The sequence below is a fragment of the Corallococcus sp. EGB genome, from assembly GCF_019968905.1.
Classification (GTDB): domain Bacteria; phylum Myxococcota; class Myxococcia; order Myxococcales; family Myxococcaceae; genus Corallococcus.
In genome coordinates, this window is sequence record NZ_CP079946.1 from 1,250,568 (window position 1) to 1,270,440 (window position 19,873).

Here is a 19,873-nt window from a genome sequence, read left to right on the forward strand (position 1 = left end):
AAGAGCCTCAGCGCGCCCGCGCGGCGCCTGGCCCGTGCATCGACGGCAGGCGCTGCTGCTGCGTGCCGATGAGCGGCTGCTGGAGCTGATACGTGCCGTTGAGCGGCTGCTGCAACTGGTACGTGCCGTTGAGCGGCTGCTGAAGCTCGTAGGTCCCGATGAGCGGCTGCTGCAGCTGGTACGTGCCGACGAGCGGCTGCTGAAGCTCGTACGTCCCTTCGAGCGGCTGCTGGAGTTGATACGCGCCCGCGAGCGGCTGCTGGAACCCGCTCTCCGCGGGCGGCTGATACCAGTAATTGTTCCAGAAGGTGTTGTCGCCGGATTCACTTGTCAGTGATTGCGCGTTGTCCGGGCGCTGTGAGTCATTGCCCTCCGGGACGACCACTTCGTCCTGCTGCGCCAGGACCATGGCCGGACCGGACGCGAGCGCCACTGCCAGGGTCACCAGGGTGCCAGTGCGCATGGGAACCTCCTTCCTTGGGGCGCGGGAGAGGGAACCGCGCCGCGACCTGCTTCTCAAGATGACCGCGCGGGTGGGCTCCGGCGAGCGCCTCGCACTGCTCCCTGGCCTGCTTGCGCGCCAGTCATGAAGCCGTGCGTCATTCGCATTTCGGACACATTGCGGACAATAGGCTTACCGCGTGCACGTGCTTTTCAAGCACGGCCAAAGGGGCGCCGCGTCAAAACACAAACGTGAAACTTGTGCTTGTCGTCAGTGTGTCTTTGCTCCGAGCATGCCGCCTTCCCGCTGCTTCGCGGGTCGCGGGTGCTTCCCCGTGGCCCAGGTGGAGCGGCCTCGCGGAGGAAAGACATGCCCCGTTTGCAGTGGACCCGCGCGACGAGCGCGACGCTTCTGGCCCTGGTAGGGGCCCTTTCGCTGACCGCCTGCTCGGACGACGACAACACCACGCCGGACTCGGGCGTGAAAGTGGACGCGGGTACCAATACGGACGCGGGCACGGACGCGGGGACGAACACGGACGCGGGCACGGACGCGGGCAGCGTGGACACGGGCATCCCCTGGGACGGCGGCAGCGCGGGGACGTTCTCCTGCGAGGGCAAGGCCCAGGCGACGCTGAACTTCGCGCCGGGCCAGGAGGAGGCGCTCCAGGACCAGGTGAACACGCTGGCCGAGTGCACCACCATCCAACTGGCGGCGGGCACGTACACCTTCGACAACGCCATCACCATCCGCCAGAAGGGCATCACGCTGGTGGGCGCGGGCAAGGGCGCCAAGGGCGAGGGCACGGGCGGGGCGAGCAGCACCGTGCTGGTCTTCACCAACGCCGCGGCGAACTCCAACGGCCTGGACGTGGTGGGTGACCGCTTCACGGTGAGCGACCTGGCGGTGTGGAACGCGAAGAAGGACGCCATCCGCGTGGAGTCCTCCATGGACGTGGTGATGCGCCGCGTGCGCACCGAGTGGGCGCAGGCCGACAAGGAGAGCAACGGCAAGTACGGCCTGTACCCGGTGAAGTCCAAGTACGTCGTCATCGAGGACTGCGAGGCCTACAACGCCGCGGACGCGGGCATCTACGTGGGGCAGACGCAGTACGCCGTCGTGCGCAACAGCGTGGCGAAGCAGAACGTGGCGGGCATCGAGATTGAAAACACGCAGTACGCCTACGTGCTGGGCAACACGGCCCAGGACAACACCACGGGCCTGGTGGTGTTCGACCTGCCGGGCAACCCCATCCGGGGCACGGACATCCGGGTGAAGAACAACATCATCACCGGCAACAACCGGAACAACTTCGCGTCCGTCGCGGCCAGCAGCAGCACGGTGTCGCAGGTGCCGGCGGGCACGGGCACGTTCATGCTGGCGTCGCGCCGCGTGGAGCTGACGGGCAACACCTGGGGCAACAACAACACGGTGGACGTGGCGGTGCTGAGCGGCCTCACCATCGAGCCCAACCCGGCGCTGTGGGACGCGGCGGGCGGGAACTTCGCGAGCTCCGACGTCTTCATCCACGGCAACACCTTCCAGGGTGGCAGCGGCGACAACGTGGACAACGGCAACCTGAGCCCGCAGCTGCGTCCGCTGGGCGCGGCCCTGGCGGCGCTCTACACCTACGGCGAGCAGCAGGGCGCGAAGGGCGTGGAGCACCTGGTGTGGGACGGCGTGGACCCCTACAACCATGCCCGCGCGGAGGTGAACCCCATCAACATCTGCTTCGCCGACAACACGCTGCCCGCGGGCACCGTCAACGCCATCGCGGACCTGGACCTGGTGGCGGCGGGGGAGCTCGCGGCCAAGGGCAACTTCGCGGGCGGGTGGGCCCTCACGCGGCACTACCCGGCCACGAAGGCTGAGTTCGCCTGTTCGGGCTTCAGCCCCGCGCTGACGATTGGCGACAACATCCGGTAACCGCGGTCAGGGAGCGTGACACCCATGTCGACGTCGTTCGTGAATCCCCGTCTCTCCGTGGTGCTGCTGGCGCTGTCGCTGGCGGCCTGCGGGTCCTCCGACCCGGAAGTCCCCGGGCCCACACCCGACTCGGGCACCGTGCCGGATGCTGGAACCGGGGACGCGGGGGGCCCGGACGCGGGTGAACCGGACGCCGGTCCCGTGGACGCGGGGACGGATGCCGGAGCGCCGGATGCGGGCGAACCGGACGCCGGCCCCGGGGATGCGGGGCCTTCGCTGGCCATCCCCAACGTGCTGTCGGGCTTCGGGCTGTTCACCGGAAGCCCGGCGAACGGGGGGCTGGTCCCGGTGGAGGGCAACGTGCCCTACACCCTGTCCACCGCGCTGTTCTCCGACTACGCGGTGAAGTCACGCACCCTCTACATCCCCCCTGGCAAGACGGCGCACTACGAGCCCGTGGCCGCGCTGGACCTGCCGGTGGGGACGCTCATCACGAAGACGTTCGCCTTCCCGGCGGACCTGCGGAAGCCGGACCAGGACGTGCGGCTCATCGAGACGCGCGTCCTGGTGCACCAGCCTTCCGGTTGGGAGGCGTGGCCTTACGTCTGGAACGCGGAGCAGACGGAGGCCACGCTGGCCACCGGCGGCCGCACGCGCGACGTGACGTTCACCGACCTGGACGGGGAGACGCGGTCGTTCCGCTACCCGGTGCCCTCCAAGAACCAGTGCCAGCAGTGCCACCACCTGCTGGACGGCCAGGGCAATCAGGTGATGCACCCCATTGGCGTGAAGGCGCGCTACCTGCACCGCACGAACACCTACGGCGGTGTGGAGCATGATCAGCTGGAGTACCTGGCATCACTGGGCAAGCTGGACAGGCTGCCGGCCGCGGTGGACCTGCCGAAGGCGCCGGACGCGTTCAACCCGCAGGCCGCGGACCTGACCACGCGGGCGCGCACGTACCTGGACATCAACTGCGCGCATTGCCACAACCCGAAGGGGACGGCGGGCGTCACCAGCCAGCTGTTCCTCAACTTCGACAACACCAGCGTGTTCAACCTGGGCGAGTGCAAGCGCCCGGGCTCGGCGGGCAGCGGCGTGGGCGGTGAGTTCGACATCCTCCCCGGCAACCACGCGGAGTCCATCCTCTGGTACCGGCTGCACACGGAGGAGGACGGCAAGATGATGCCGCAGATTGGCCGGACGATTCACCACAAGGAGGGCTCGCAGCTCATCGCGGATTGGATCGACTCCATGACGCCGAAGACCTGCAAGTAGCGCTCAGGCGGCCGGCGACGGGGGCTGGGGCTCCTCCAGCCCCACGTTGCCGGACGCGCGGAGGACGACGGTGGTCATCACCACCGCCGTGCCCGTGACGCTGCGCAGGGCCGCCGGCATGGACGCGGAGCTGGAGGCGCCGACGAACGCCACCTGCATGCCCGGCGCGGCGCGCCCCGGAAGAAGCGCAGCGGGTTGATAGGTGCGGGCGGTGTGCTCTCCCAGCTTCACCAGCGCGAAGCCCAGCAGGCCCGCGAAGAAGCTGACCTGGGGCATCTTGCCTTCGGACAGCGCGGCGGTGGTCCGCGGACCCCAACCCCCTCGCGGGTCCCGCGCCGTGTTCCCGTCCGCGGGATGCCCCACATCGTTGCGACGCACTCCCCGGCCCCCTAGGCTTCCTGACCGGTTTTCCCATCAATCCACTGCCGGGAGTGTTCCCTTGAAATTCACGAGCAAGGACGTGTCGAAGCTGCTGGACGAAGTGAGCGGATCCGAGGACCTCATCGGGTACGCCTGCGCCACGTCGTATCTCAACGGCCAGCACTACACGTGGAATGGCACGCAGTGGGTGGGCACCTACTTCCCGGAGCTCAAGTATCCGGTGGGCGAGGACTCGAGCAGCTCCTGCTAGGCGGTGTTTCAAGGCCCTGCCTCCCATGAAGGTCGCCATCGTGGACAGCGGTGTGTCGGTGGGCTTCCTTCGCGGGGCGGGGCTGTCGCTCGCCGGGGCCGCGAGCTTCACGGTGGACCGGGAGGCGCGGCGCCTGGAGTCCCGGGTCCATTCGCGGGAGGAGCTGGCCGCGTGGTGTGACGGCGGCTCCGTGCTGGAGGACCTGGAGGACACGCACGGCCACGGCACCGCGGTGCTGAGCATCCTGCGGGGACAGGGCCGTCCTCCTGACGACGTGGCGTGGTACGTCGCGCGCGTGCTGGATGGGCGGATGCGCGGCGACTCGCTGTGCCTGCTGGAAGCGCTGGAGTGGCTGACGCGGGACGTGCGGCCGGACCTCATCAACCTGAGCCTGGGCACCGTGGGACGCGCCTTCGAGGCTCCGCTCACCGCGCTGTTGGACCGCGCGGTGGAGCAGGGCAGCCTGGTGCTCTGCGCCGCGGGGCCCGTGGCCGGCCTTCCGTCCGGGATGCCGTCGGTGGTGACGGTGGCGGACGCGGCGACGGCCCACGCCCTGCGCCGCGGCGACGTCGTGGACCACGTCGAACACGCGGCCTCGGTGCGGCTGTACTCGGACGGAGCCTGGTGCGAGCGCCCCCTCACGAGCAGCTACGCCTGCGCGCTGGCGGCCGCGCAGGTGCTGCGCGAGGGAGGTCCTCCCGGCTGGCGGCGCGTCACCGCGTCACGGCGGACGCGGTGACGTTCGCCCTGGCGGGCCTCAGGCCGGGACGCGGGTGTTGTCCTGGCGGTCCCAGTGCCGGTGCTTCGCGAGCGACTGCGCGAACGCGGTGGCCAGCGCCGCCCCCGCACCCGCCTTGGAGCCCGCGACGACGCCGGGCGCGGCCGGGTCGATTTCACAGGCCTTGAGCACGTCCTCCGCGTCCTTGGACGCGCCCACCGTCTTGCAGTGCAGGTAGGCCTCCTGCACGAAGTGGCGCGACTCGCCGTCCTTCTTCAGCGTCTCCACGCTCTTGGCGCCGCCGGGGATGAAGACGCCGTCGTACTCCACGGAGGCGGTGGTCATGGCGCTCTTGTCCACCGGCACGTCCTTGCCGTTGGACGCCTTCACCGAGCCCAGGCGCCTGGCGATGACCGTCAGTCGCGCGCCCTGCGCCTCCAGCTCCTTGCGCAGCGCCATCAGTTCGTCCGCGTCCACGCCGTCCGCGACGAGCACGCCCACCTTGCGGGTCTTGATGGAGGGCTTCATGGCCATCTTCATCGCCTCCATGCTCAGGGCCTTGGACGCGGGTGGGCCCTTGGGCGTGACGGGCGTGGCCTTGGGGGCGGGAAGGCCCAGCCCTTCCGCCACGGCGGAGACGAGCAGCGCGTCGATCTTCGCGAAGTGCTCCAGCATGCGCTCCTGGATGGCCTTCGTCTCCACCTTGCCCAGTTCGAAGCGGCACGCGTCGATGAGGTGCTGCTGCTCCGGCTCGGAGAGGCTGCGGAAGAAGAGCGCCGCCTGGCTGTAGTGGTCGTTGAAGGAGGCGGAGCGCTCGCGGACCTTCTTCCCGTCCACCTGCTCCGGGTAATGCACGTAGCCGCCCTGCTTCTGGGAGGCGAGGAACGGGCAGCCGCCGCCCAGCGAGTTGGGGAAGTAGTTGGCGCGGCCTACGTTGCTCGTGTGTCGGCTGAAGCCGTCCTGCTGGTGGTTGTGCACCGGCGCCACCGGGCGGTTGATGGGGATCTCCGCGAAGTTCGGGCCGCCCAGGCGCGTCAGCTGCGTGTCCAGGTACGAGAAGAGGCGCGCCTGCATCAGCGGGTCGTCCGTGAAGTCGATGCCCGGCACGACGTTGGCCACGCAGAAGGCGACCTGCTCCGTCTCAGAGAAGAAGTTCGTCGGGTTGCGGTTGAGCGTGAGCTTGCCCACCGGCTGCACCGGGACGACCTCTTCCGGGATGAGCTTGGTGGCGTCCAGCAGGTCCACGCCCAGCGCCTGCGCGTCCTTCTCCTCCAGGATTTGGATGCCCAGCTCGTACTCGGGGAAGTCGCCCTGCTCGATGGCCTCGAAGAGGTCGCGGCGGTGGAAGTCCGGGTCCTTGCCCCCCAGCTTCTGGGCCTCGTCCCAGACGAGCGAGTGCGTACCCAACAGCGGCTTCCAGTGGAACTTCACGAAGCGCGCGGTGTTCTTTTCGTCCACGAAGCGGAAGGTGTGGACGCCGAAGCCCTGCATCATCCGGAAGCTGCGCGGGATGGCGCGGTCGGACATGATCCACATGATCATGTGCAGGGTCTCCGGGACGAGCGACACGAAGTCCCAGAAGGAGTCATGCGCCGTCTGCGCCTGGGGAATCTCGTGGTGGGGCTCCGGCTTGGCGGCGTGGATGATGTCGGGGAACTTGATGCCGTCCTGGATGAAGAAGACGGGGATGTTGTTGCCCACGAGGTCGAAGTTGCCTTCCTCCGTGTAGAACTTCACCGCGAAGCCGCGCACGTCGCGCGCGGTGTCCGCGGAGCCTCGCGAGCCCGCGACGGTGGAGAAGCGCACGAAGACGGGCGTCTTCTTGGACGGGTCCTGGAGGAACTTCGCGCGGGTGTACTTGGCGAGGGACTCGTACACCTGGAAGTAGCCATGGGCGCCCGCGCCGCGCGCGTGGACGACGCGCTCGGGGATGCGCTCATGGTCGAAGCGGGTGATCTTCTCACGGAAGTGGAAGTCCTCCAGGAGCGTGGGGCCGCGAGCGCCGACCTTGAGCGAGTCATCGGTGTGCTCGACGCGGATGCCCTGGTCCGTGGTGAGGAAGTTGCCCGTGGGCTCCGAGCGGTCCCGCGCGAGCTGCTGGTCCTTGCTGTTCTCATCCACATGCACTGCGTCCGGCTGCTTCTGTGAGGTCACCGCGCCACCTCCTTCAAGGGGGCGCGCAGGGTGCCGGACGCGGTGGAGGCCGCACGCCTTACGTGGCGTGTCTGGGAGGTGCAGGACGCAAGGCGGCGGCTGTGTCCGGTGGCGTTCGTTCGCGGCGTTGGCCAGCGAGCGTCAGGCGTCCTTCACGTCCAACACCTTCGATGCGGTGGCGCTGGACCTCGCGTTCACCTGAGGGCGTCGGCGAGCGATTGATGGGACCTCCAGGGTCCAGGAGGAACCGTCCGCCCTGGAACGTCAGACGGGCGTGCTACCTCTCGCCGTCATGGATAGAGTGATGGGCGGCGAGGACTGGAGGGAATCCATGGGAAAGAAACCCGCGACCTACGCGGACCTGGAGGCACTCCCGGAGGGGGTCGTGGGGGAGATTGTCGCGGGGGAGCTGTATGCAAGTCCGCGGCCGGCATTCCCCCACCTCACGGCGGCTTCGTTCCTGATGGCGCTCCTGGGCAATCCCTTTGTCTTCGGACTGGGAGGCCCGGGAGGCTGGTACATCGTGGTCGAGCCCGAACTCCGGATGGGGGACGATGTCCTCGTTCCGGACCTGGCCGGCTGGCGGCGCGAGCGACTCCCGAAGGCGCCGAGGGGCGCGGCCCTTGCCCTTCCACCAGACTGGGTCTGCGAGGTGCTCTCTCCCTCGACGCGGCTCCTGGACCGCGAAGTGAAGCTGCCGGTGTTCGCGCGCGAAGGGGTGGGGCATGTCTGGTTCATCGACCCGGTCCTTCGCACCCTGGAGGTGTTCCGGTGGGAGGCGGGGCAGTACGTGCACCTGGCGACCCACTCGGGAGCTGGGCCTGTGTTCGCTGAACCCTTCGAGGCCGTGGCCTTGAAGCTCGGCGCGCTCTGGGACGAATGGGGCTGAGTGCCGCGCCCGCTCGCGTTCGCCGTTGGCGGCGGGCTGCCGGGCGAGCGCGGATTCAGGTGCGCACGGGTCCAAGGCGCGCGAGTCTTGCACCCATGCGGCTGGGCAGCCCCCCGGAGCTCGTCAAGCTGGTGCTGACTTCGTGAGGAACGCGTCCAGCGCGGCGTTCACCGCGTCCGGATGATCCAGTTGGATCCAGTGGCTGGCGCCCTCCACCACCTGGTGCGCCACGCCTTCTCCCAGCCGGTGGAGGCTGCGGGGCAGGTCGTTGTCCGGCGCGACGAGCGAGAACTTCGGCCCCGGGTAGCGCGCGAGCGCGGCCTTCAGGTCGAAGCCCAGTCTGGAGCGCTGCACGGCCGTGACGGCGGACAGCGGCGTGGCGTCCAGGTCCGCCAGGAGCCGGTCTCGCACGTCCGCGCGCGACCCCGCCATCTCCGCCCAGTCCTTCCGCATCGCCTGCGCCACGTCGGGGGCATCCAGTGAAGCGAGGTACGCGGTCATGTGCTCCTCGGAGTACTGGCGCGCGTCCGTGAGCGGATCCACCAGGAACAGGCCCGCCACCTGCCGGGGATTCTCTCCCGCGTACGCCAGCGTCACGCCTCCGCCGATGCTGTGCCCCACCAGCACGAAGCGGCGCAGCCCCAGCGCCCGCACGACGGCGGCGATGTCCGTCGCGAGCGCCTCCAGCGTGTAGTCCTCCGGATCCGGAGCGGCCGAGCCCCCGTGCCCGCGCAGCTCCATCGCGATGCCCCGGCGGCCCGTCCGGGCCAGGTGCTCCAGCTGCGCCTGCCAGTGGGACGCGTTGCCCGCGACCCCATGCACGAAGACGACGGGCAGCGCATTGCCTCCGCCTCCGGTGTCCACCAGCCGCAGGTCGCCCGCGGGCCCCGCCACGCGGAAGTCGTCGAAGCGGACGCGGTGGGGCTGGAAGGCCTGGCCTTCCGCGAAGGGGACCTCGTAGTGGGTGACGTGCAGGTCCCGGTCGATGAGGTAGCGGTCGTCCTCCGGGAAGAAGATGGCGCGCTCCGGCGCGTCCCCCGCGAAGCGCTTCACCGCGTCCATGGACTCCCAGAGGGTGACGAGGAGGAACTCCGCGCGCCCGTCCGCCACCTTGCGCAGGCAGTACGCGGCCAGGTTGCCCGGCGTGCGCCGGTAGTGCGTGAGGCCCGTCTGGTGGAGATACGCGAGGTACGCGTCCGCGTCCTCCGCCTTCGTTACTCCGCGCCAGGTGCGTGCGAGCATTCCAGGTTCCTCGTGCAGGAAGAGGGGGAGCCCCGCATGTAGCGCGCCGGGTGGGGCAGGGGCCACCCCGCCGTGGTCCGCGCGTGGGCAGACGACACTTGGCTTGGGGGCGTGCGTCACCGACGATGTCGCGCACGTGGACGCGAACCCTGGCGCACCGACTCCCGCGACGGACTCCCTGCCGGTGGACGAGGCCCGGCCCGGCTGGCGCGGGATGCTCGGGGGCCTGTCGCTGGTGCTGCCCGCGCTCTTCTTCTTCCGGGCGACGTTCACGCGCGACGTCTTCCTGGCGGGCGACACGCTGCGAGCCTTCTATCCGATGCGGGCCTACTGGGCCTCGCGCGTGTCTCGTGGCGAGTTCCCCGACTGGTTCCCCTACGACGGCTTCGGGCAGTCCTTCCCCGCCATCTTCATCTCCGGCGTGTTCCACCCCACGGCGCTCCTGCACCTGGTGCTGCCTCTGGGCGTGGCGGTGAAGCTCACGGTGCTGCTGTGCTTCCCCGTGGCGCTGCTGGGCACGGCCGCGCTCCTGCGCGAGTGGGGCGTCCCTCGCGCGGGCGCGCTGTTCGGGGCGCTGACGTTCACCTTCAGCGGCTACCTGGTCTGCATCACGAACAACCCCACGTACCTGCTGGCCGCGAGCACCGTGCCCGCCGCGCTGTGGGGCGTGCTGCGCTTCGTGCGGCGTCCCTCGGCCGCGCGGCTGGCGGTGGGCGGTGGCCTGCTGGCGCTGGTCGCGTTCGGCGGGGATGCGCAGGCGTTCGCCGTCACCCAGGCGTTGGGCATCCTGGTGGCGTTGACGGAGCCCGTGACCGCGACGGGGACATGGGCCCGGCGCGTGGGCGCGTGTCTGTTGCTGGTGCTCACCGGCGGGCTGCTGGCCGCGCCGCAGCTGCTCCCCGCCGCGGGGCTGGTGATGACGGGCGAGCCCGGTGCCCGGTCGCTTGTGGAAGCGCAGTACTTCTCGCTGCACCCGCTGCGGGTGGGAGAGCTGGTGCTGGGCCCGTTCCTGACGGAGCCGGTCGGGGTGCGCGGCATCCCGGAGATGGTGGTGCGCAAGCTCATCCGCGTGGGCGGCTTCACGCGCGCGTGGGTGGACTCGCTCTACGTGGGGACGCCCGCGTGCGTGCTGGCGCTGGCGGGCCTGGGGGCATCGTGGCGCCAGCGGCGCACCTGGGTGTTCGTGGCCGGGTGGCTGCTGCTGCTGGCGCTGGTGCTGGGGGCGTCGCTGCCCGTGTACGGCTGGGTGTACCGGCTGCTGCCGCTGTGGCGGCCCTTCCGCTACCCGGAGAAGCTGGGGTCCTTCCTGGTGCTGGGGCTCGCGGTGGGCGCGGGCCTGGGCTGGCGGCGCTGTCTGGGGCCGGGTGGGGCGCCGCGCGCGGTCATCCTCTCGGGCATCGGTGTGGCGGCCCTGTGCGCGGCGGTCGCGCTGGGCGAGGCGGTGGGCGGGCTGTGGACGCGGGGCTGGGTGTCGCCGCACTGGCCGGATGCGCCCGCGGCGGCCGTCGAGGGCCTGTCGGACAACGTGGTGCGCATGGGGGCCATGGCGGCGGGGCTGGCGCTCCTGTGCGCGGTCCTGGCGTGGCGGCCCCGGTTGGGCGTGGGCCTGGTGGTGCTGCAAGGCGCGGCGCTCTTCCTGGAGAACGGGCCGCTCTACCAGGTGTCCCCGGCGGAGATGTTGGAGACGCCGCCTCCGTTCGCGGAGCGGATCCGCGCGTCCGCGCCGCCGGAGGAGCCGGTGCGGGTGAACACGGTGGTGAAGGGCTACTGGGCGCCGCCCCTGCCCGGCTACGACTTCAAGGACCGGTTGAGCCTGGGGCAGGTGGCGGTGCTGGCGCCGGACACGTCGGTGTTCTGGGACATCGAGAGCGCGCAAGGCTACCTGCCGGGACGGAGCTCGCGCGTGCTGCGGTTGATGGGTGATGCGAAGCGCTGGAACTTCGAGCTGGCGCCGCGCCTGTCCACTCCGTTCACGGTGACGCGCACGCAGGAGCTGGCCGAAGGGCCGCCTCCGGGAGCGCGGGTATTGGCACAGGAGCCGCTCTTCGGGACGACGCTGCTGGCGCACCCCGGCGCGCCCGCGCGGATCCACCTGGCGCGCCCCGAGTGCGTGGCGACGTTCGATGACGCCCTGACGCGGATGACGGCGCCCGAGCCCATGGCGTCCGGGGCCGTCCTCGTGGAGTGCGCGGCGCCGCTGCCGGTGGAGGACGCGTCCGGCACGGGCACAGTGCAAGTGACGCGCGAGTCGCCGGAGCACTTCGCGGTGGAGGTGGAGGCTCCAGCGCCGTCGGTGCTGGTGATCAACGACGCATACCAACCCGGCTGGACCGCGACGCTGGACGGCGCGCCCGTGTCCATCCTCGCCGCCAACGTGGCCGTGCGCGCGGTGCCGGTGCCGGCGGGACGCCACACGGTGGTGATGCGCTACCGGACGCCGGGGCTCGTCCCCGGGCTGTGCCTGGGCGCGCTCACGCTGGGCGCGCTGGGCGCCGCGATGGCCGTGTCGCGGCGCCGTGCCCGGAGCTGACCGGGGCTCAGCGCGGCGCGGGTGTCGCGGTGCTCGGGGCGCTGAACGCGGGCGGAGAGGCGGTCAGCGCTCCGACGGAGTACGTGCCGTCGTATCCGTCTGGATCCTCCGCGTTCTTCTGGAGGGTGATGCCCGGGGCCTGGACCTCCCCCCGGCCTCGCAGGGAATGCTGACCACAGGCGTCCGCCGTCATTCCACGGCAGATCCACGCGGAGCCTCCGGCGTTCACCATGTCGAGCGACACCAGGCCGGGCTCCGCTTCGAGCAGCCGGTGCGTCATGAACTGGAGCTTCTCGTCCCAGGGCGCGCCCACGTCACGGCGCGCGTGCAGGTTGCCCACGAGCACGATGAAGGTGTCCCCGCGCGCTTCGCTCCGCGCCTGACGGAGCTGTGCCGCCATCGTCTCGTCGCGGTCCTTGCCACCCGCGTCGAACGCCACCACCCGGACCGGCAGCCCCGCGTGCTTCCATCCGCGCACGCGCTCCAGCAGCTGACGCATGGCCTGGCTGCTGCGGCCATCCTGCACCTCGCGCCGCCAGAAGGCGCTGTCGAGAGGGCCTTCGGCTTCCCCCGCGACGAACGCATCCAGGCTCGCCTGCTCCTCCACGGGCAGCTCCAGGGCCAACCGCACCGGCTGTCCCGCCGCCGCCGCGTGACATGCCAGCCGCCCCGCGAAGGCCGGCGCCTCCTGGGTGCCGTGGACCTCTCCCAGCACGACGAAGGCCGCGGGCTTGAGCACCGCCTCCATGCCGGGAATCACCGGACCGCAGTCCGCCTTCACGGGCGCCACGGGGGCTTCGCGCGTCGTCCGGCACCCGGTCAGCAGACAGGTGGCCAACAGCAGGGAGCTCAGGGATGGTCGCATGGACGTGAAGCCTCCGGAGAAAAGGGGAAGCCGCAGTCTCCCGCAGCCCCGCACGCCTGAAAACACGACGGCCCGCCCCGGAAGACGGAGCGGGCCGGTTCCTGCCTCGCGCGTCGGCTCGACGCGACGGGCCGTGTCAGGCGGTGGGGACGACGACGCTCGGGCTCTCCCGGCGCTGGGCCGACGTGAGCGCCGAGCGCTGCAACCACCCGGCGAGCCCCAGCATCGCGAGCCCCGAGGTGCGCAGCGTGCGCAGCAGCTCCACCGCCTCCGCGGGATTGCCGGGCAGCACCGGCGCCAGCCACTCGCGCGCGTCGTAGAAGAGCCACACCGCGCCGGAGATGCCCATGGCCCACCACACCCAGGCGAGCCGCCCGCCGCGAAGCATGTACGCGACGCGGAGGATGGGCGCGACGAGCAGGATGGTCGTCATGTCCCCCAGGCTGGACGCCAGCGCGATGACCGCCGTGCACGTGGCCGCGAAGTCCTCGCCCAGGTGCCTCACCGCCGCGATGAGCGCGGGCCCGCCCACCGCGAGCGCCGCCACCGCCGCCACCGCCCACAGGAGCGTCGCGCGCGGACTGGACGGCGGCTGGAGCCCGGACTGCTTGTAGGTGCGCGCCAGCAGCACCAGCGCGAACGTGGTGCTCACGTTCGCCAGCACCACCACGCCCATGCGCACGGGCAACAGCGGCGACTGCGCGAACGGCACGTCCGGCACCGCGTGCATCCAGTAGCTGCGCAGGGCCGTGCTGACGAGCGACAGGAGCGCGCCCACCGTCAGGAGGCCCCACACGCGGCGCAGGTAGTCCCCCGCGCCGAACGACTTCGCCGCCGCCGCCGTGCCCAGCACCGCGAGCAGGCCCACGGCCCAGCCCGCAACGTCGCCCACCATTGCCAGCTGACGCGCGTCCTGGAACGACGTGGCCACCGCGGTCAGGTGCACCAACTGGAGCACCAGCACGGCGCCCAGCCAGGGCGCCACCTTCGCGAGCGCGCGACCCGAAGAGGGACGGGGGGCGTTCATCGCAGCTTCTCCATGGCCTTCGACAGCTCCGTGAGGGTGTTCGTCGTGCGCGCCGCGCCGATGAAGACGTTGAGCATGGGCTTGAGCCCCTCCAGCACCTGCGGCACGTCCTGCACGCCCACCTGTTCGGGTGGACGCTTGAGGGCCCGCAGCGCGGCGGTGTGGATGGCCATCTTCGCGGTGAAGTCACCCAGGAGTGGCTCCAGGTGATGCATCAGCACGTCATGCCATCCAGGGGCGGATGAGGGGGAGGACGAGGGAGTCTGCACATCACCTCCGCGGGGGGGGGAGACCCCCAGCGTAGGGACATTTTGAACCCGGTACGAGGGCTCGCCTGCTCTCGGACCCGCACAAAATGCCCGGGCGGGGCCGATTTCGTCGTGAACCCTGGAAAACAGTGTCCGCTTCAGCGACGGCGGGGCTTCTTGTCCTCGTCCGGCTTGGGGGCCGGCCGGGGCTCATGGGGTCCCTTGAGGATGTCCTCGAAGCGGGACTTCTGCTTGCGGCGCTTGAAGAAGAGGGCGGTGCGGCCCAGCAGCTGCGCGAGCTCGGAGCCGGTGGCCGCGGCGATGCTGTCGGCGCCTTCGTGGCGGCCTTCCGGGCCTTCGTTGATCTTCACCTTGATGAGCTCGTGGTCGTTCAGCGCCTGCTCGACGGCGGCGATGACGCCCTCGGTGACGCCGGACGAGCCGACGATGACCACCGGCTCCAGGTGGTGGCCGAGGGCCCGCAGGTGGCGGCGTTCTTTCCCGGTGAGGGGCATGGGGGGTGTCTCCTTGAAAAGGCGCGCACCCTACTTCTTTTGCGACGCCATGCGGACCTCTCGCATCGCATCGATGTGGTCCGGTTGCAGCTCGACCGTCCGCTTGAAGTGCTTGAGGGCGCCGGCCGCGTCGCCGCAGACCTTGGCGATGACGCCCAGGAAGTAGTGGGCGGGGGCGCAGCGCTCGTTGCGCTTGATGGCGGCCTGGATTTCGCGGAAGGCCTCCGGCTGGGCGGCCTTCTTGTCCGGAGCGGCGAGGAAGCGCGCGTAGCCCCGCCAGGCGAAGAACTCCGGCTCCTCGGCGTTGAGGGCGATGGCGTCGTTGAGCATCTTCACGGCTTCCGGGTACTTGCGCGCCTTCACCAGGATGCAGGCCTTCTGGAAGAACTCCTCCGCCTGGAGGATGGCCTGGACGTCCACGCCGTCGCCGCCGCCGCTCTTGAGCTCTTCGAGGTAGGCCGCGCGGCTCTTGTCGTCGGAGAGGGCGCGGTAGGCGTCGCCGATGTACGCGAACACCTCCGCCTTGAGCTTCTCCAGCTCCGGCGGGGCGCCCGGGGGCAGGGTGTCCGGGTGGTAGAGCTTGGCCAGGCGGAAGTAGGCGATTTTCACCGCGCTGCCTTCGGTCTGTTCGGTGAGCCCGAGCCGCTGGAAGTGGTTCTGGCCCTTCATGGTCGCGGCGAGCTGGCGCAGCGCGGGCAGTTCGTCCGAGCCAGGGGCGGGGCCCGAGGCGGCGGGGGCCGGCGCAGCGGCGACGACGGGCGGAGCGGGCCGGGCACCCGGGCCCGCCACGGGAGCGGCGCCGGCGGGAGCACCTGGAGGCCGGGCACCGGGGCCGGCGGTGGGGGCTGCACCGGCAGGGGACGCAGCCGGAGGACGCGGGATGGCACCCGGGCCCGCGACAGGCGCGGTGCCCGGACGCGCTGCACCTGGGCCCGCCACGGGAGCGGCGCCGGCGGGACGAGGCGCGGCACCTGGACCGGCGACGGGCGCACCAGGGCCGGCCACCGGCGCGGCGGGCCTGGCTCCAGCGGGCGCACCGGGCACGCCCGGACCCGCGACAGGCGCACCGGGGGCGGCCACCGGCGGGGCCGCGGGGCCCACGACAGGCGCGGCGGGCCGGGCTCCCGCGCTCGCGGTCCCCGGACCCGCGGCGGGCACGTCCGGACCGGTGGCTCCAGCGACAACGGCAGGCCCGGAGGCCGGCGGCGGGGGGGCCCCCTGCGCGCGAGAGACCGCCGCGAAGGAGACGCCGTTCAGCTCCTTCATCAGGAACGCCACGCGCAGCAGGTGGTCCGTGTCCTGCGGCAAGTCCTGGAGCAGCTGCCCCAGCGAACGCACGCCGTCGATGAAGGAGAGCGCGCGCACCTCGTGAGGCGTCAGGCGCAGGTCGCTGGAGGCCACCCGGCCTCCGGACTTCATGATGGGCATGGGCAGCACGAAGGCCAGCCGCCGCTTGAGGTCCGCGGACGGCATGCGGCGCACCTGGTCGCTCAGCAGCGCCCAGCGGTTGCCCAGCGGCATCGCCTTCTGCGCGGGCAGGTCCTTCGCCTCGAAGGTGAACGTCCCGGACTCCGCGCGCAGGGCCTTGCTCAGGAGGCCCAGCGCCCGCTGCGCCAGCTGCGTGAACGCCGTCGCCGGCTGCAGCAGCCCCAGCCCGAACAGCGCCGCGAGCAGGTCACCTCCGAAGCGCTCCTTCGCGCCCTCCGCCTGCTGCAACTGCTCCGCCGTCAGGAGCCGCGCCCCCAGCAGCGACACGCCCAGCGCGTCCTCCGCGTGCGACGAGTCCACGAACTCCGGACTTCCCTTGCGGAAGTGGACCGACAGCGTGCGGTCCGAAAGCCCCAGCATCAGGAGCCCCGTCTGCTCGCTCGCGGCGATGCGGCCGTACAGCTGCAGGGGCGAGTACTGCTGGAGCTGTCCCTGCGGCGGCACCGTGTTGGTCCCGTCATCCTCTGGCGTCGGCGCGGGCTGTGGCGCCTGCGCGGTCGCGGCCGGACGGGCCGCCGCACCCGGAGGGGCTCCCGCTCCAGGGGCTCCGGCAGGACGCGCCACCGCGCCAGGAGGACCCGGAGGCCGCGCGGCGACAGGACGTCCCGCCGCGTCGACGGGCGGACGCGCCGCGCCGGGAGGGGGGCCTCGCATCGCGCCCGGACCTGCCATGGGCGCGGCGCCAGGACCCGCCATGGGCACGGCGCCAGGACCCGCGACGGGGACGCCAGGACCGGCGACGGGCGCAGCAGGTCTGGCGCCAGGGCCCGCGGCGGGCGCGGCGCCAGGCCCGGGCGGCGGAGGCGCGATGGCGGCCGGCGCGGATTGCACCAGCGACGCGGGTGCTCCGTCCCCCCACAGCTCGCGGGGGAACACGTCCCGCACCTCCGGGAAGCGCCAGGGGAAGGCGAACTGCAGCCCGTCGGTGGAGACCTGGAGCTTGCCCTGGATGGAGCCGCTGTCGATGAGCAGCTCGATGGTCGGACCCGTCAGGGGGCCCCAGGTGGTGCCCCGATCGTTCCGCACCCAGTACTGCCGGACCTCGCCCTCCGCCATGTGCCGTTCTGCTCCCACTCCCTGGACCGCCGGGGAGCGGGAATTTTATCGCCGCCCGTGCCCACCTCCAAGCAGACGACCTCTCACGGGCAGGCGGGCAGGCGTTTCAGGGCGTGGCGCCCTCTATCGCCGCCAGCCCCACGTTGGCCAGGCACGCCGCGTCGGCCTGCTGCTGGGCGGGCGGGTCGAAGCAGTAGACCTCGCTGTCGAAGACCTTGCAGAGGCCCGCCGGGGTCCCCGAGCACGCCACCTTCCCGTACGCCGTGGTGCAGTTGTAGCCGCACACCGGGCCCGTCTCGCTCAGCTTGCACTGGGGCGCCGGCAGGTCCTTGCCCCACGCGCAGAGCGCCGCGGGCGACGGGTCGAAGCAGGTGAGGTGGCCGTTCTGCGCCTTGCACACGCCCAGGGGCGTCTTCGCGCACCGCACGCCCTCGGAGGCGTTCACGCAGTTGTAGCCGCACGCCACCTGGAGGCCGTTGCTGACGCACTGCGCGCGCGGCGCCTGCCGGCCGAAGACCGCGAACACCGCGGCGGGCGGGTCGAAGCACGTCACGTTGCCGCCCTGGCTGCGGCACACGCCCGCGGGCGTCCTCGCGCACTGCACCTTGCCGAAGTCCGTGACGCACCCGTAGCCGCAGCCCACCACCCCGTCGATGGTCTTGCACTCCGAGTCCGGCAGCCCGGCGCCGTAGGCCTTCACCACGTAGGCCGGCGGGTCGAAGCAGACGGCCTGCCCGTCGATGACCGTACAGCGGCCCTGGAGCGTCTGGGCGCACCGCACGCGCTGGCCATCCGACTTGCACGCATAGCCACAGGACACGTGCCCGTCGATGGCGCGGCACGTGGCGGTGGTCGCGTCAGGCGGGGAGGGCGGCGCCGCCAGCGTCAGCGCCAGCACGGTCATCAGGGTCGCGAGCATGAACCGCATTGACCCCCAAGCTTCCCCGCGACGCAAGCAACCGGCCGGGACGGCGCGCCGTCCGGGTGATAAGCGGGCGCCACCGTGGACCTGGACGTCAGCGCAGTGAAGCTGGTGCTGTTGTGTGTCGCCGCGCTGAGCGCGGGCTTCGTGGACGCCATCGCGGGAGGCGGGGGGCTCATCACCCTGCCCGCGCTCCTGACGGCGGGCCTGCCGGCGCACGTGGCGCTGGGCACCAACAAGGGGCAGTCCGTGTTCGGCTCGGGCGCGGCCATGGTGCGCTTCGCGCGGGCGGGCCTCGTGGACGGAGACCTGGCCCGGGTGACGTTCCCCTTCGGCCTGATGGGCGCGTTCGGCGGCGCGGCGCTGGTGCTGCTGCTCAAGCCGGAGGTGCTCAAGCCGCTGGTGCTGGTGCTGCTCATCGCGGTGGCGGTGTTCCTCGCCTTCCGCCGCACGCCGCCGAAGCGCGACGGCGTGGAGCCCTCACCCCGGCCGCGCGCGCAGGCCATCGGCGCGCTCATCGCGCTCTGCATCGGCACCTATGACGGCTTCTTCGGGCCGGGCACGGGCACCTTCCTCATCGTGGCGTTCTCGTCGCTCCTGGGTCACGGGCTGGCGCGCGCGTCCGCGGACGCGAAGGTGGTGAACTTCGCCTCCAACCTGGCGTCCGTGACGCTCTTCGCGGTCCGGGGCGTGGTGCTGTGGAAGGTGGCGCTGCCCATGGCCGCCGCGCAGTTCACCGGCGCGTGGCTGGGCGCGCACATGGCGGTGAAGGGCGGCGACCGGCTGGTGCGCGGGGTGGTGCTGTGCGTGGTGGCCGCGCTGGTGCTGAAGCTGGGGCGCGACGTGTGGCTGGGCTGGGCGGCCTGAGACAGGCGCGCCGCCGCCCGGCCCTTCAGCCGATGTGCACGAGCAGGCTCAAGCCCCGCTTCGCCACCGCGGCGGTGAACTTCTGGAGCTCCACGAAGTAGGAGAGCAGCTCCTCCAGCGGATCCACGTCGTCCGTGGGCTCCTCCTCGTCCCAGGTGCCGGGGTAGATGTCCTCGGCCTGGAGCCGCGCCGGGTCGAAGCGCTCGCGCAGGGCGTCCACGGGCGTCTGCTTCAGCGCCTCCGCCAGCGCCTTCACCGAGGCCGCGTCGAACACGCGCGCGGTGCCTTCATCCGAGGGGATGTCGCCCACCTCGTCGCCGCCGCGCACGAGGAAGTCCAGCGGCGGCTGGCCCTCCCACGCCGTGCCGGTGAGCAGGTACTGGAGGCCGTGCCACGCCTCGCCGATGTCCAGCTCCAGGAACGCCGCGCCCTTCGGGTCGCCGAAGTCCTCCTCGTCCTCCAGGAAGGGCTCCAGCGACTCGGGCGCCTCGCGCAGGGCCTGGCGCTGCGCTTCGGTGGTGCTGCGCAGCGTGCAGAGCATCTCCATGGGGCGGGCTACTCCACGACGACGAGCTTGGCGTTGTTCTCCACGGCGGTGCCTTCCTTCGCGTGCACCTCCGTGACCTTGCCGGCCTTGGGGCTCTTGAGCTCGTTCTCCATCTTCATGGCCTCCACGACCACGAGCCCCTGGCCCTCCTTCACCTCGTCACCTGGCTTGACCAGCACCTTCACCACCTTGCCGGGCATGGGCGCGAGGACGACCTGGCGGCCCTCCACGGAGAAGCTGCTCGCCGCCGCGCGCATGCGCAGCTTGCGCTCGTCCGCGACGTCGGTGCGGTTCACCTGCCCGCGCACCAGCGTGCCGATCTCGTCGCCGTTCTCCTCGAACTCGACGTTGTACGACTGGCCGTCCACCAGGAGCGACAGCGTGCCCTGGTCCACGGACAGCGCGTCCACCTGGAACGTCTTGCCGTTCACCGTGAGCCGGTAGCGGTCCTGGCCCAGGGACTCCAGGTCCACCGGCACCGCTTCCTTCTGGCCCTGCTGCTTCGTGAAGTAACGCATGGGAAAAGGT

General features: G+C 71.3%; 19 protein-coding genes. 7 read left to right on the forward strand and 12 right to left on the reverse strand.

Features of this window, described 5'->3' with window-relative positions; translation table 11 throughout:
* Positions 1–7: 7 nt before the first annotated feature.
* Positions 8–463, reverse strand: a complete 456-nt coding sequence (locus tag KYK13_RS05140; RefSeq protein ID WP_223642416.1) for a hypothetical protein — start codon at positions 461–463, stop codon at positions 8–10.
* A 348-nt stretch (positions 464–811) separates the two neighbouring features.
* Here KYK13_RS05140 and KYK13_RS05145 point away from each other — a divergent pair, with 348 nt between their 5' ends.
* Positions 812–2,368 carry a parallel beta-helix domain-containing protein gene (locus tag KYK13_RS05145; RefSeq protein WP_223642417.1) on the forward strand — a complete coding sequence of 519 codons (1,557 nt, stop codon included), beginning with the start codon at positions 812–814 and terminating at the stop codon, positions 2,366–2,368.
* A 24-nt stretch (positions 2,369–2,392) separates the two neighbouring features.
* Positions 2,393–3,646: an SO2930 family diheme c-type cytochrome gene (locus tag KYK13_RS05150; RefSeq protein WP_223642418.1), complete on the forward strand. Its 1,254-nt coding sequence runs from the start codon at positions 2,393–2,395 to the stop codon at positions 3,644–3,646.
* A 3-nt stretch (positions 3,647–3,649) separates the two neighbouring features.
* Here the strand turns inward: KYK13_RS05150 and KYK13_RS05155 are convergent, their stop codons facing one another.
* Positions 3,650–4,024, reverse strand: coding sequence for a hypothetical protein (locus KYK13_RS05155; RefSeq protein ID WP_223642419.1), 375 nt, complete (start codon positions 4,022–4,024; stop codon positions 3,650–3,652).
* 61 nt (positions 4,025–4,085) lie between these two features.
* Between KYK13_RS05155 and KYK13_RS05160 the strand changes: the two genes are divergently transcribed.
* On the forward strand, positions 4,086–4,277 hold the full coding sequence (locus KYK13_RS05160) for a hypothetical protein (protein ID WP_223642420.1): 192 nt from the start codon (positions 4,086–4,088) through the stop codon (positions 4,275–4,277).
* Between the two features lie 25 nt (positions 4,278–4,302).
* Positions 4,303–5,016, forward strand: coding sequence for a S8/S53 family peptidase (locus tag KYK13_RS05165; RefSeq protein WP_223642421.1), 714 nt, complete (start codon positions 4,303–4,305; stop codon positions 5,014–5,016).
* An 18-nt stretch (positions 5,017–5,034) separates the two neighbouring features.
* On the opposite strand, the gene KYK13_RS05170 is transcribed toward KYK13_RS05165, so the two are convergent.
* The gene (locus KYK13_RS05170) at positions 5,035–7,149 is read right to left on the reverse strand and encodes a catalase (RefSeq protein WP_223642422.1); all 2,115 of its coding nucleotides are present in this window, start codon (positions 7,147–7,149) and stop codon (positions 5,035–5,037) included.
* Positions 7,150–7,480: 331 nt separating this feature from the next.
* Here KYK13_RS05170 and KYK13_RS05175 point away from each other — a divergent pair, with 331 nt between their 5' ends.
* Positions 7,481–8,038 (forward strand): Uma2 family endonuclease, encoded by a 558-nt coding sequence (locus tag KYK13_RS05175; protein WP_223642424.1) that lies wholly within the window; start codon positions 7,481–7,483, stop codon positions 8,036–8,038.
* Positions 8,039–8,161: 123 nt separating this feature from the next.
* Here KYK13_RS05175 and KYK13_RS05180 read toward each other — a convergent pair whose 3' ends face one another.
* On the reverse strand, positions 8,162–9,280 hold the full coding sequence (locus KYK13_RS05180; protein ID WP_223642425.1) for an alpha/beta fold hydrolase: 1,119 nt from the start codon (positions 9,278–9,280) through the stop codon (positions 8,162–8,164).
* A 136-nt stretch (positions 9,281–9,416) separates the two neighbouring features.
* Between KYK13_RS05180 and KYK13_RS05185 the strand changes: the two genes are divergently transcribed.
* Positions 9,417–11,810, forward strand: coding sequence for a YfhO family protein (locus tag KYK13_RS05185; protein WP_223642426.1), 2,394 nt, complete (start codon positions 9,417–9,419; stop codon positions 11,808–11,810).
* 7 nt (positions 11,811–11,817) lie between these two features.
* Here KYK13_RS05185 and KYK13_RS05190 read toward each other — a convergent pair whose 3' ends face one another.
* The 6 genes from KYK13_RS05190 to KYK13_RS05215 form a co-directional block, all read right to left on the reverse strand.
* Positions 11,818–12,675: a hypothetical protein gene (locus KYK13_RS05190; RefSeq protein WP_223642427.1), complete on the reverse strand. Its 858-nt coding sequence runs from the start codon at positions 12,673–12,675 to the stop codon at positions 11,818–11,820.
* Positions 12,676–12,811: 136 nt separating this feature from the next.
* Positions 12,812–13,702 (reverse strand): hypothetical protein, encoded by an 891-nt coding sequence (locus KYK13_RS05195; RefSeq protein WP_223642428.1) that lies wholly within the window; start codon positions 13,700–13,702, stop codon positions 12,812–12,814.
* A complete protein-coding gene (locus KYK13_RS05200; RefSeq protein ID WP_223646531.1) occupies positions 13,699–13,917 on the reverse strand; it encodes a hypothetical protein in 219 nt (72 codons plus the stop codon). The genes KYK13_RS05195 and KYK13_RS05200 overlap by 4 nt, the downstream gene beginning before the upstream one ends.
* A gap of 191 nt (positions 13,918–14,108) precedes the next feature.
* A complete protein-coding gene (gene yhbY / locus KYK13_RS05205) occupies positions 14,109–14,465 on the reverse strand; it encodes a ribosome assembly RNA-binding protein YhbY (protein WP_223642429.1) in 357 nt (118 codons plus the stop codon).
* Positions 14,466–14,495: 30 nt separating this feature from the next.
* On the reverse strand, positions 14,496–17,009 hold the full coding sequence (locus tag KYK13_RS05210) for a DnaJ domain-containing protein (protein ID WP_223642430.1): 2,514 nt from the start codon (positions 17,007–17,009) through the stop codon (positions 14,496–14,498).
* 106 nt (positions 17,010–17,115) lie between these two features.
* Positions 17,116–17,928: a hypothetical protein gene (locus tag KYK13_RS05215; RefSeq protein ID WP_223642431.1), complete on the reverse strand. Its 813-nt coding sequence runs from the start codon at positions 17,926–17,928 to the stop codon at positions 17,116–17,118.
* A gap of 84 nt (positions 17,929–18,012) precedes the next feature.
* On the opposite strand from KYK13_RS05215, the gene KYK13_RS05220 reads away from it, so the two are divergent.
* Complete coding sequence (locus tag KYK13_RS05220; RefSeq protein WP_223642433.1) at positions 18,013–18,798, forward strand: TSUP family transporter; 786 nt, start codon at positions 18,013–18,015, stop codon at positions 18,796–18,798.
* 25 nt (positions 18,799–18,823) lie between these two features.
* Here KYK13_RS05220 and KYK13_RS05225 read toward each other — a convergent pair whose 3' ends face one another.
* Positions 18,824–19,345 carry a YfbM family protein gene (locus KYK13_RS05225; protein ID WP_223642435.1) on the reverse strand — a complete coding sequence of 174 codons (522 nt, stop codon included), beginning with the start codon at positions 19,343–19,345 and terminating at the stop codon, positions 18,824–18,826.
* Between the two features lie 8 nt (positions 19,346–19,353).
* Positions 19,354–19,863: a biotin/lipoyl-containing protein gene (locus KYK13_RS39035; protein ID WP_304504095.1), complete on the reverse strand. Its 510-nt coding sequence runs from the start codon at positions 19,861–19,863 to the stop codon at positions 19,354–19,356.
* Positions 19,864–19,873 lie beyond the last annotated feature (10 nt).

Bases quoted from the DNA above. Each gene is read 5' to 3' on its own strand.
- KYK13_RS05225 (WP_223642435.1), bottom strand. From the start codon at position 19,345: ATGGAGATGCTCTGCACGCTGCGCAGCACCACCGAAGCGCAGCGCCAG.
- yhbY (WP_223642429.1), bottom strand. From the start codon at position 14,465: ATGCCCCTCACCGGGAAAGAACGCCGCCACCTGCGGGCCCTCGGCCAC.
- KYK13_RS05175 (WP_223642424.1), top strand. From the start codon at position 7,481: ATGGGAAAGAAACCCGCGACCTACGCGGACCTGGAGGCACTCCCGGAG.
- KYK13_RS05140 (WP_223642416.1), bottom strand. From the start codon at position 463: ATGCGCACTGGCACCCTGGTGACCCTGGCAGTGGCGCTCGCGTCCGGT.
- KYK13_RS05145 (WP_223642417.1), top strand. From the start codon at position 812: ATGCCCCGTTTGCAGTGGACCCGCGCGACGAGCGCGACGCTTCTGGCC.
- KYK13_RS05215 (WP_223642431.1), bottom strand. From the start codon at position 17,928: ATGCTCGCGACCCTGATGACCGTGCTGGCGCTGACGCTGGCGGCGCCG.
- KYK13_RS05200 (WP_223646531.1), bottom strand. From the start codon at position 13,917: ATGCATCACCTGGAGCCACTCCTGGGTGACTTCACCGCGAAGATGGCC.
- KYK13_RS05180 (WP_223642425.1), bottom strand. From the start codon at position 9,280: ATGCTCGCACGCACCTGGCGCGGAGTAACGAAGGCGGAGGACGCGGAC.
- KYK13_RS05165 (WP_223642421.1), top strand. From the start codon at position 4,303: ATGAAGGTCGCCATCGTGGACAGCGGTGTGTCGGTGGGCTTCCTTCGC.
- KYK13_RS05210 (WP_223642430.1), bottom strand. From the start codon at position 17,009: ATGGCGGAGGGCGAGGTCCGGCAGTACTGGGTGCGGAACGATCGGGGC.
- KYK13_RS05150 (WP_223642418.1), top strand. From the start codon at position 2,393: ATGTCGACGTCGTTCGTGAATCCCCGTCTCTCCGTGGTGCTGCTGGCG.
- KYK13_RS05190 (WP_223642427.1), bottom strand. From the start codon at position 12,675: ATGCGACCATCCCTGAGCTCCCTGCTGTTGGCCACCTGTCTGCTGACC.
- KYK13_RS05195 (WP_223642428.1), bottom strand. From the start codon at position 13,702: ATGAACGCCCCCCGTCCCTCTTCGGGTCGCGCGCTCGCGAAGGTGGCG.
- KYK13_RS39035 (WP_304504095.1), bottom strand. From the start codon at position 19,863: ATGCGTTACTTCACGAAGCAGCAGGGCCAGAAGGAAGCGGTGCCGGTG.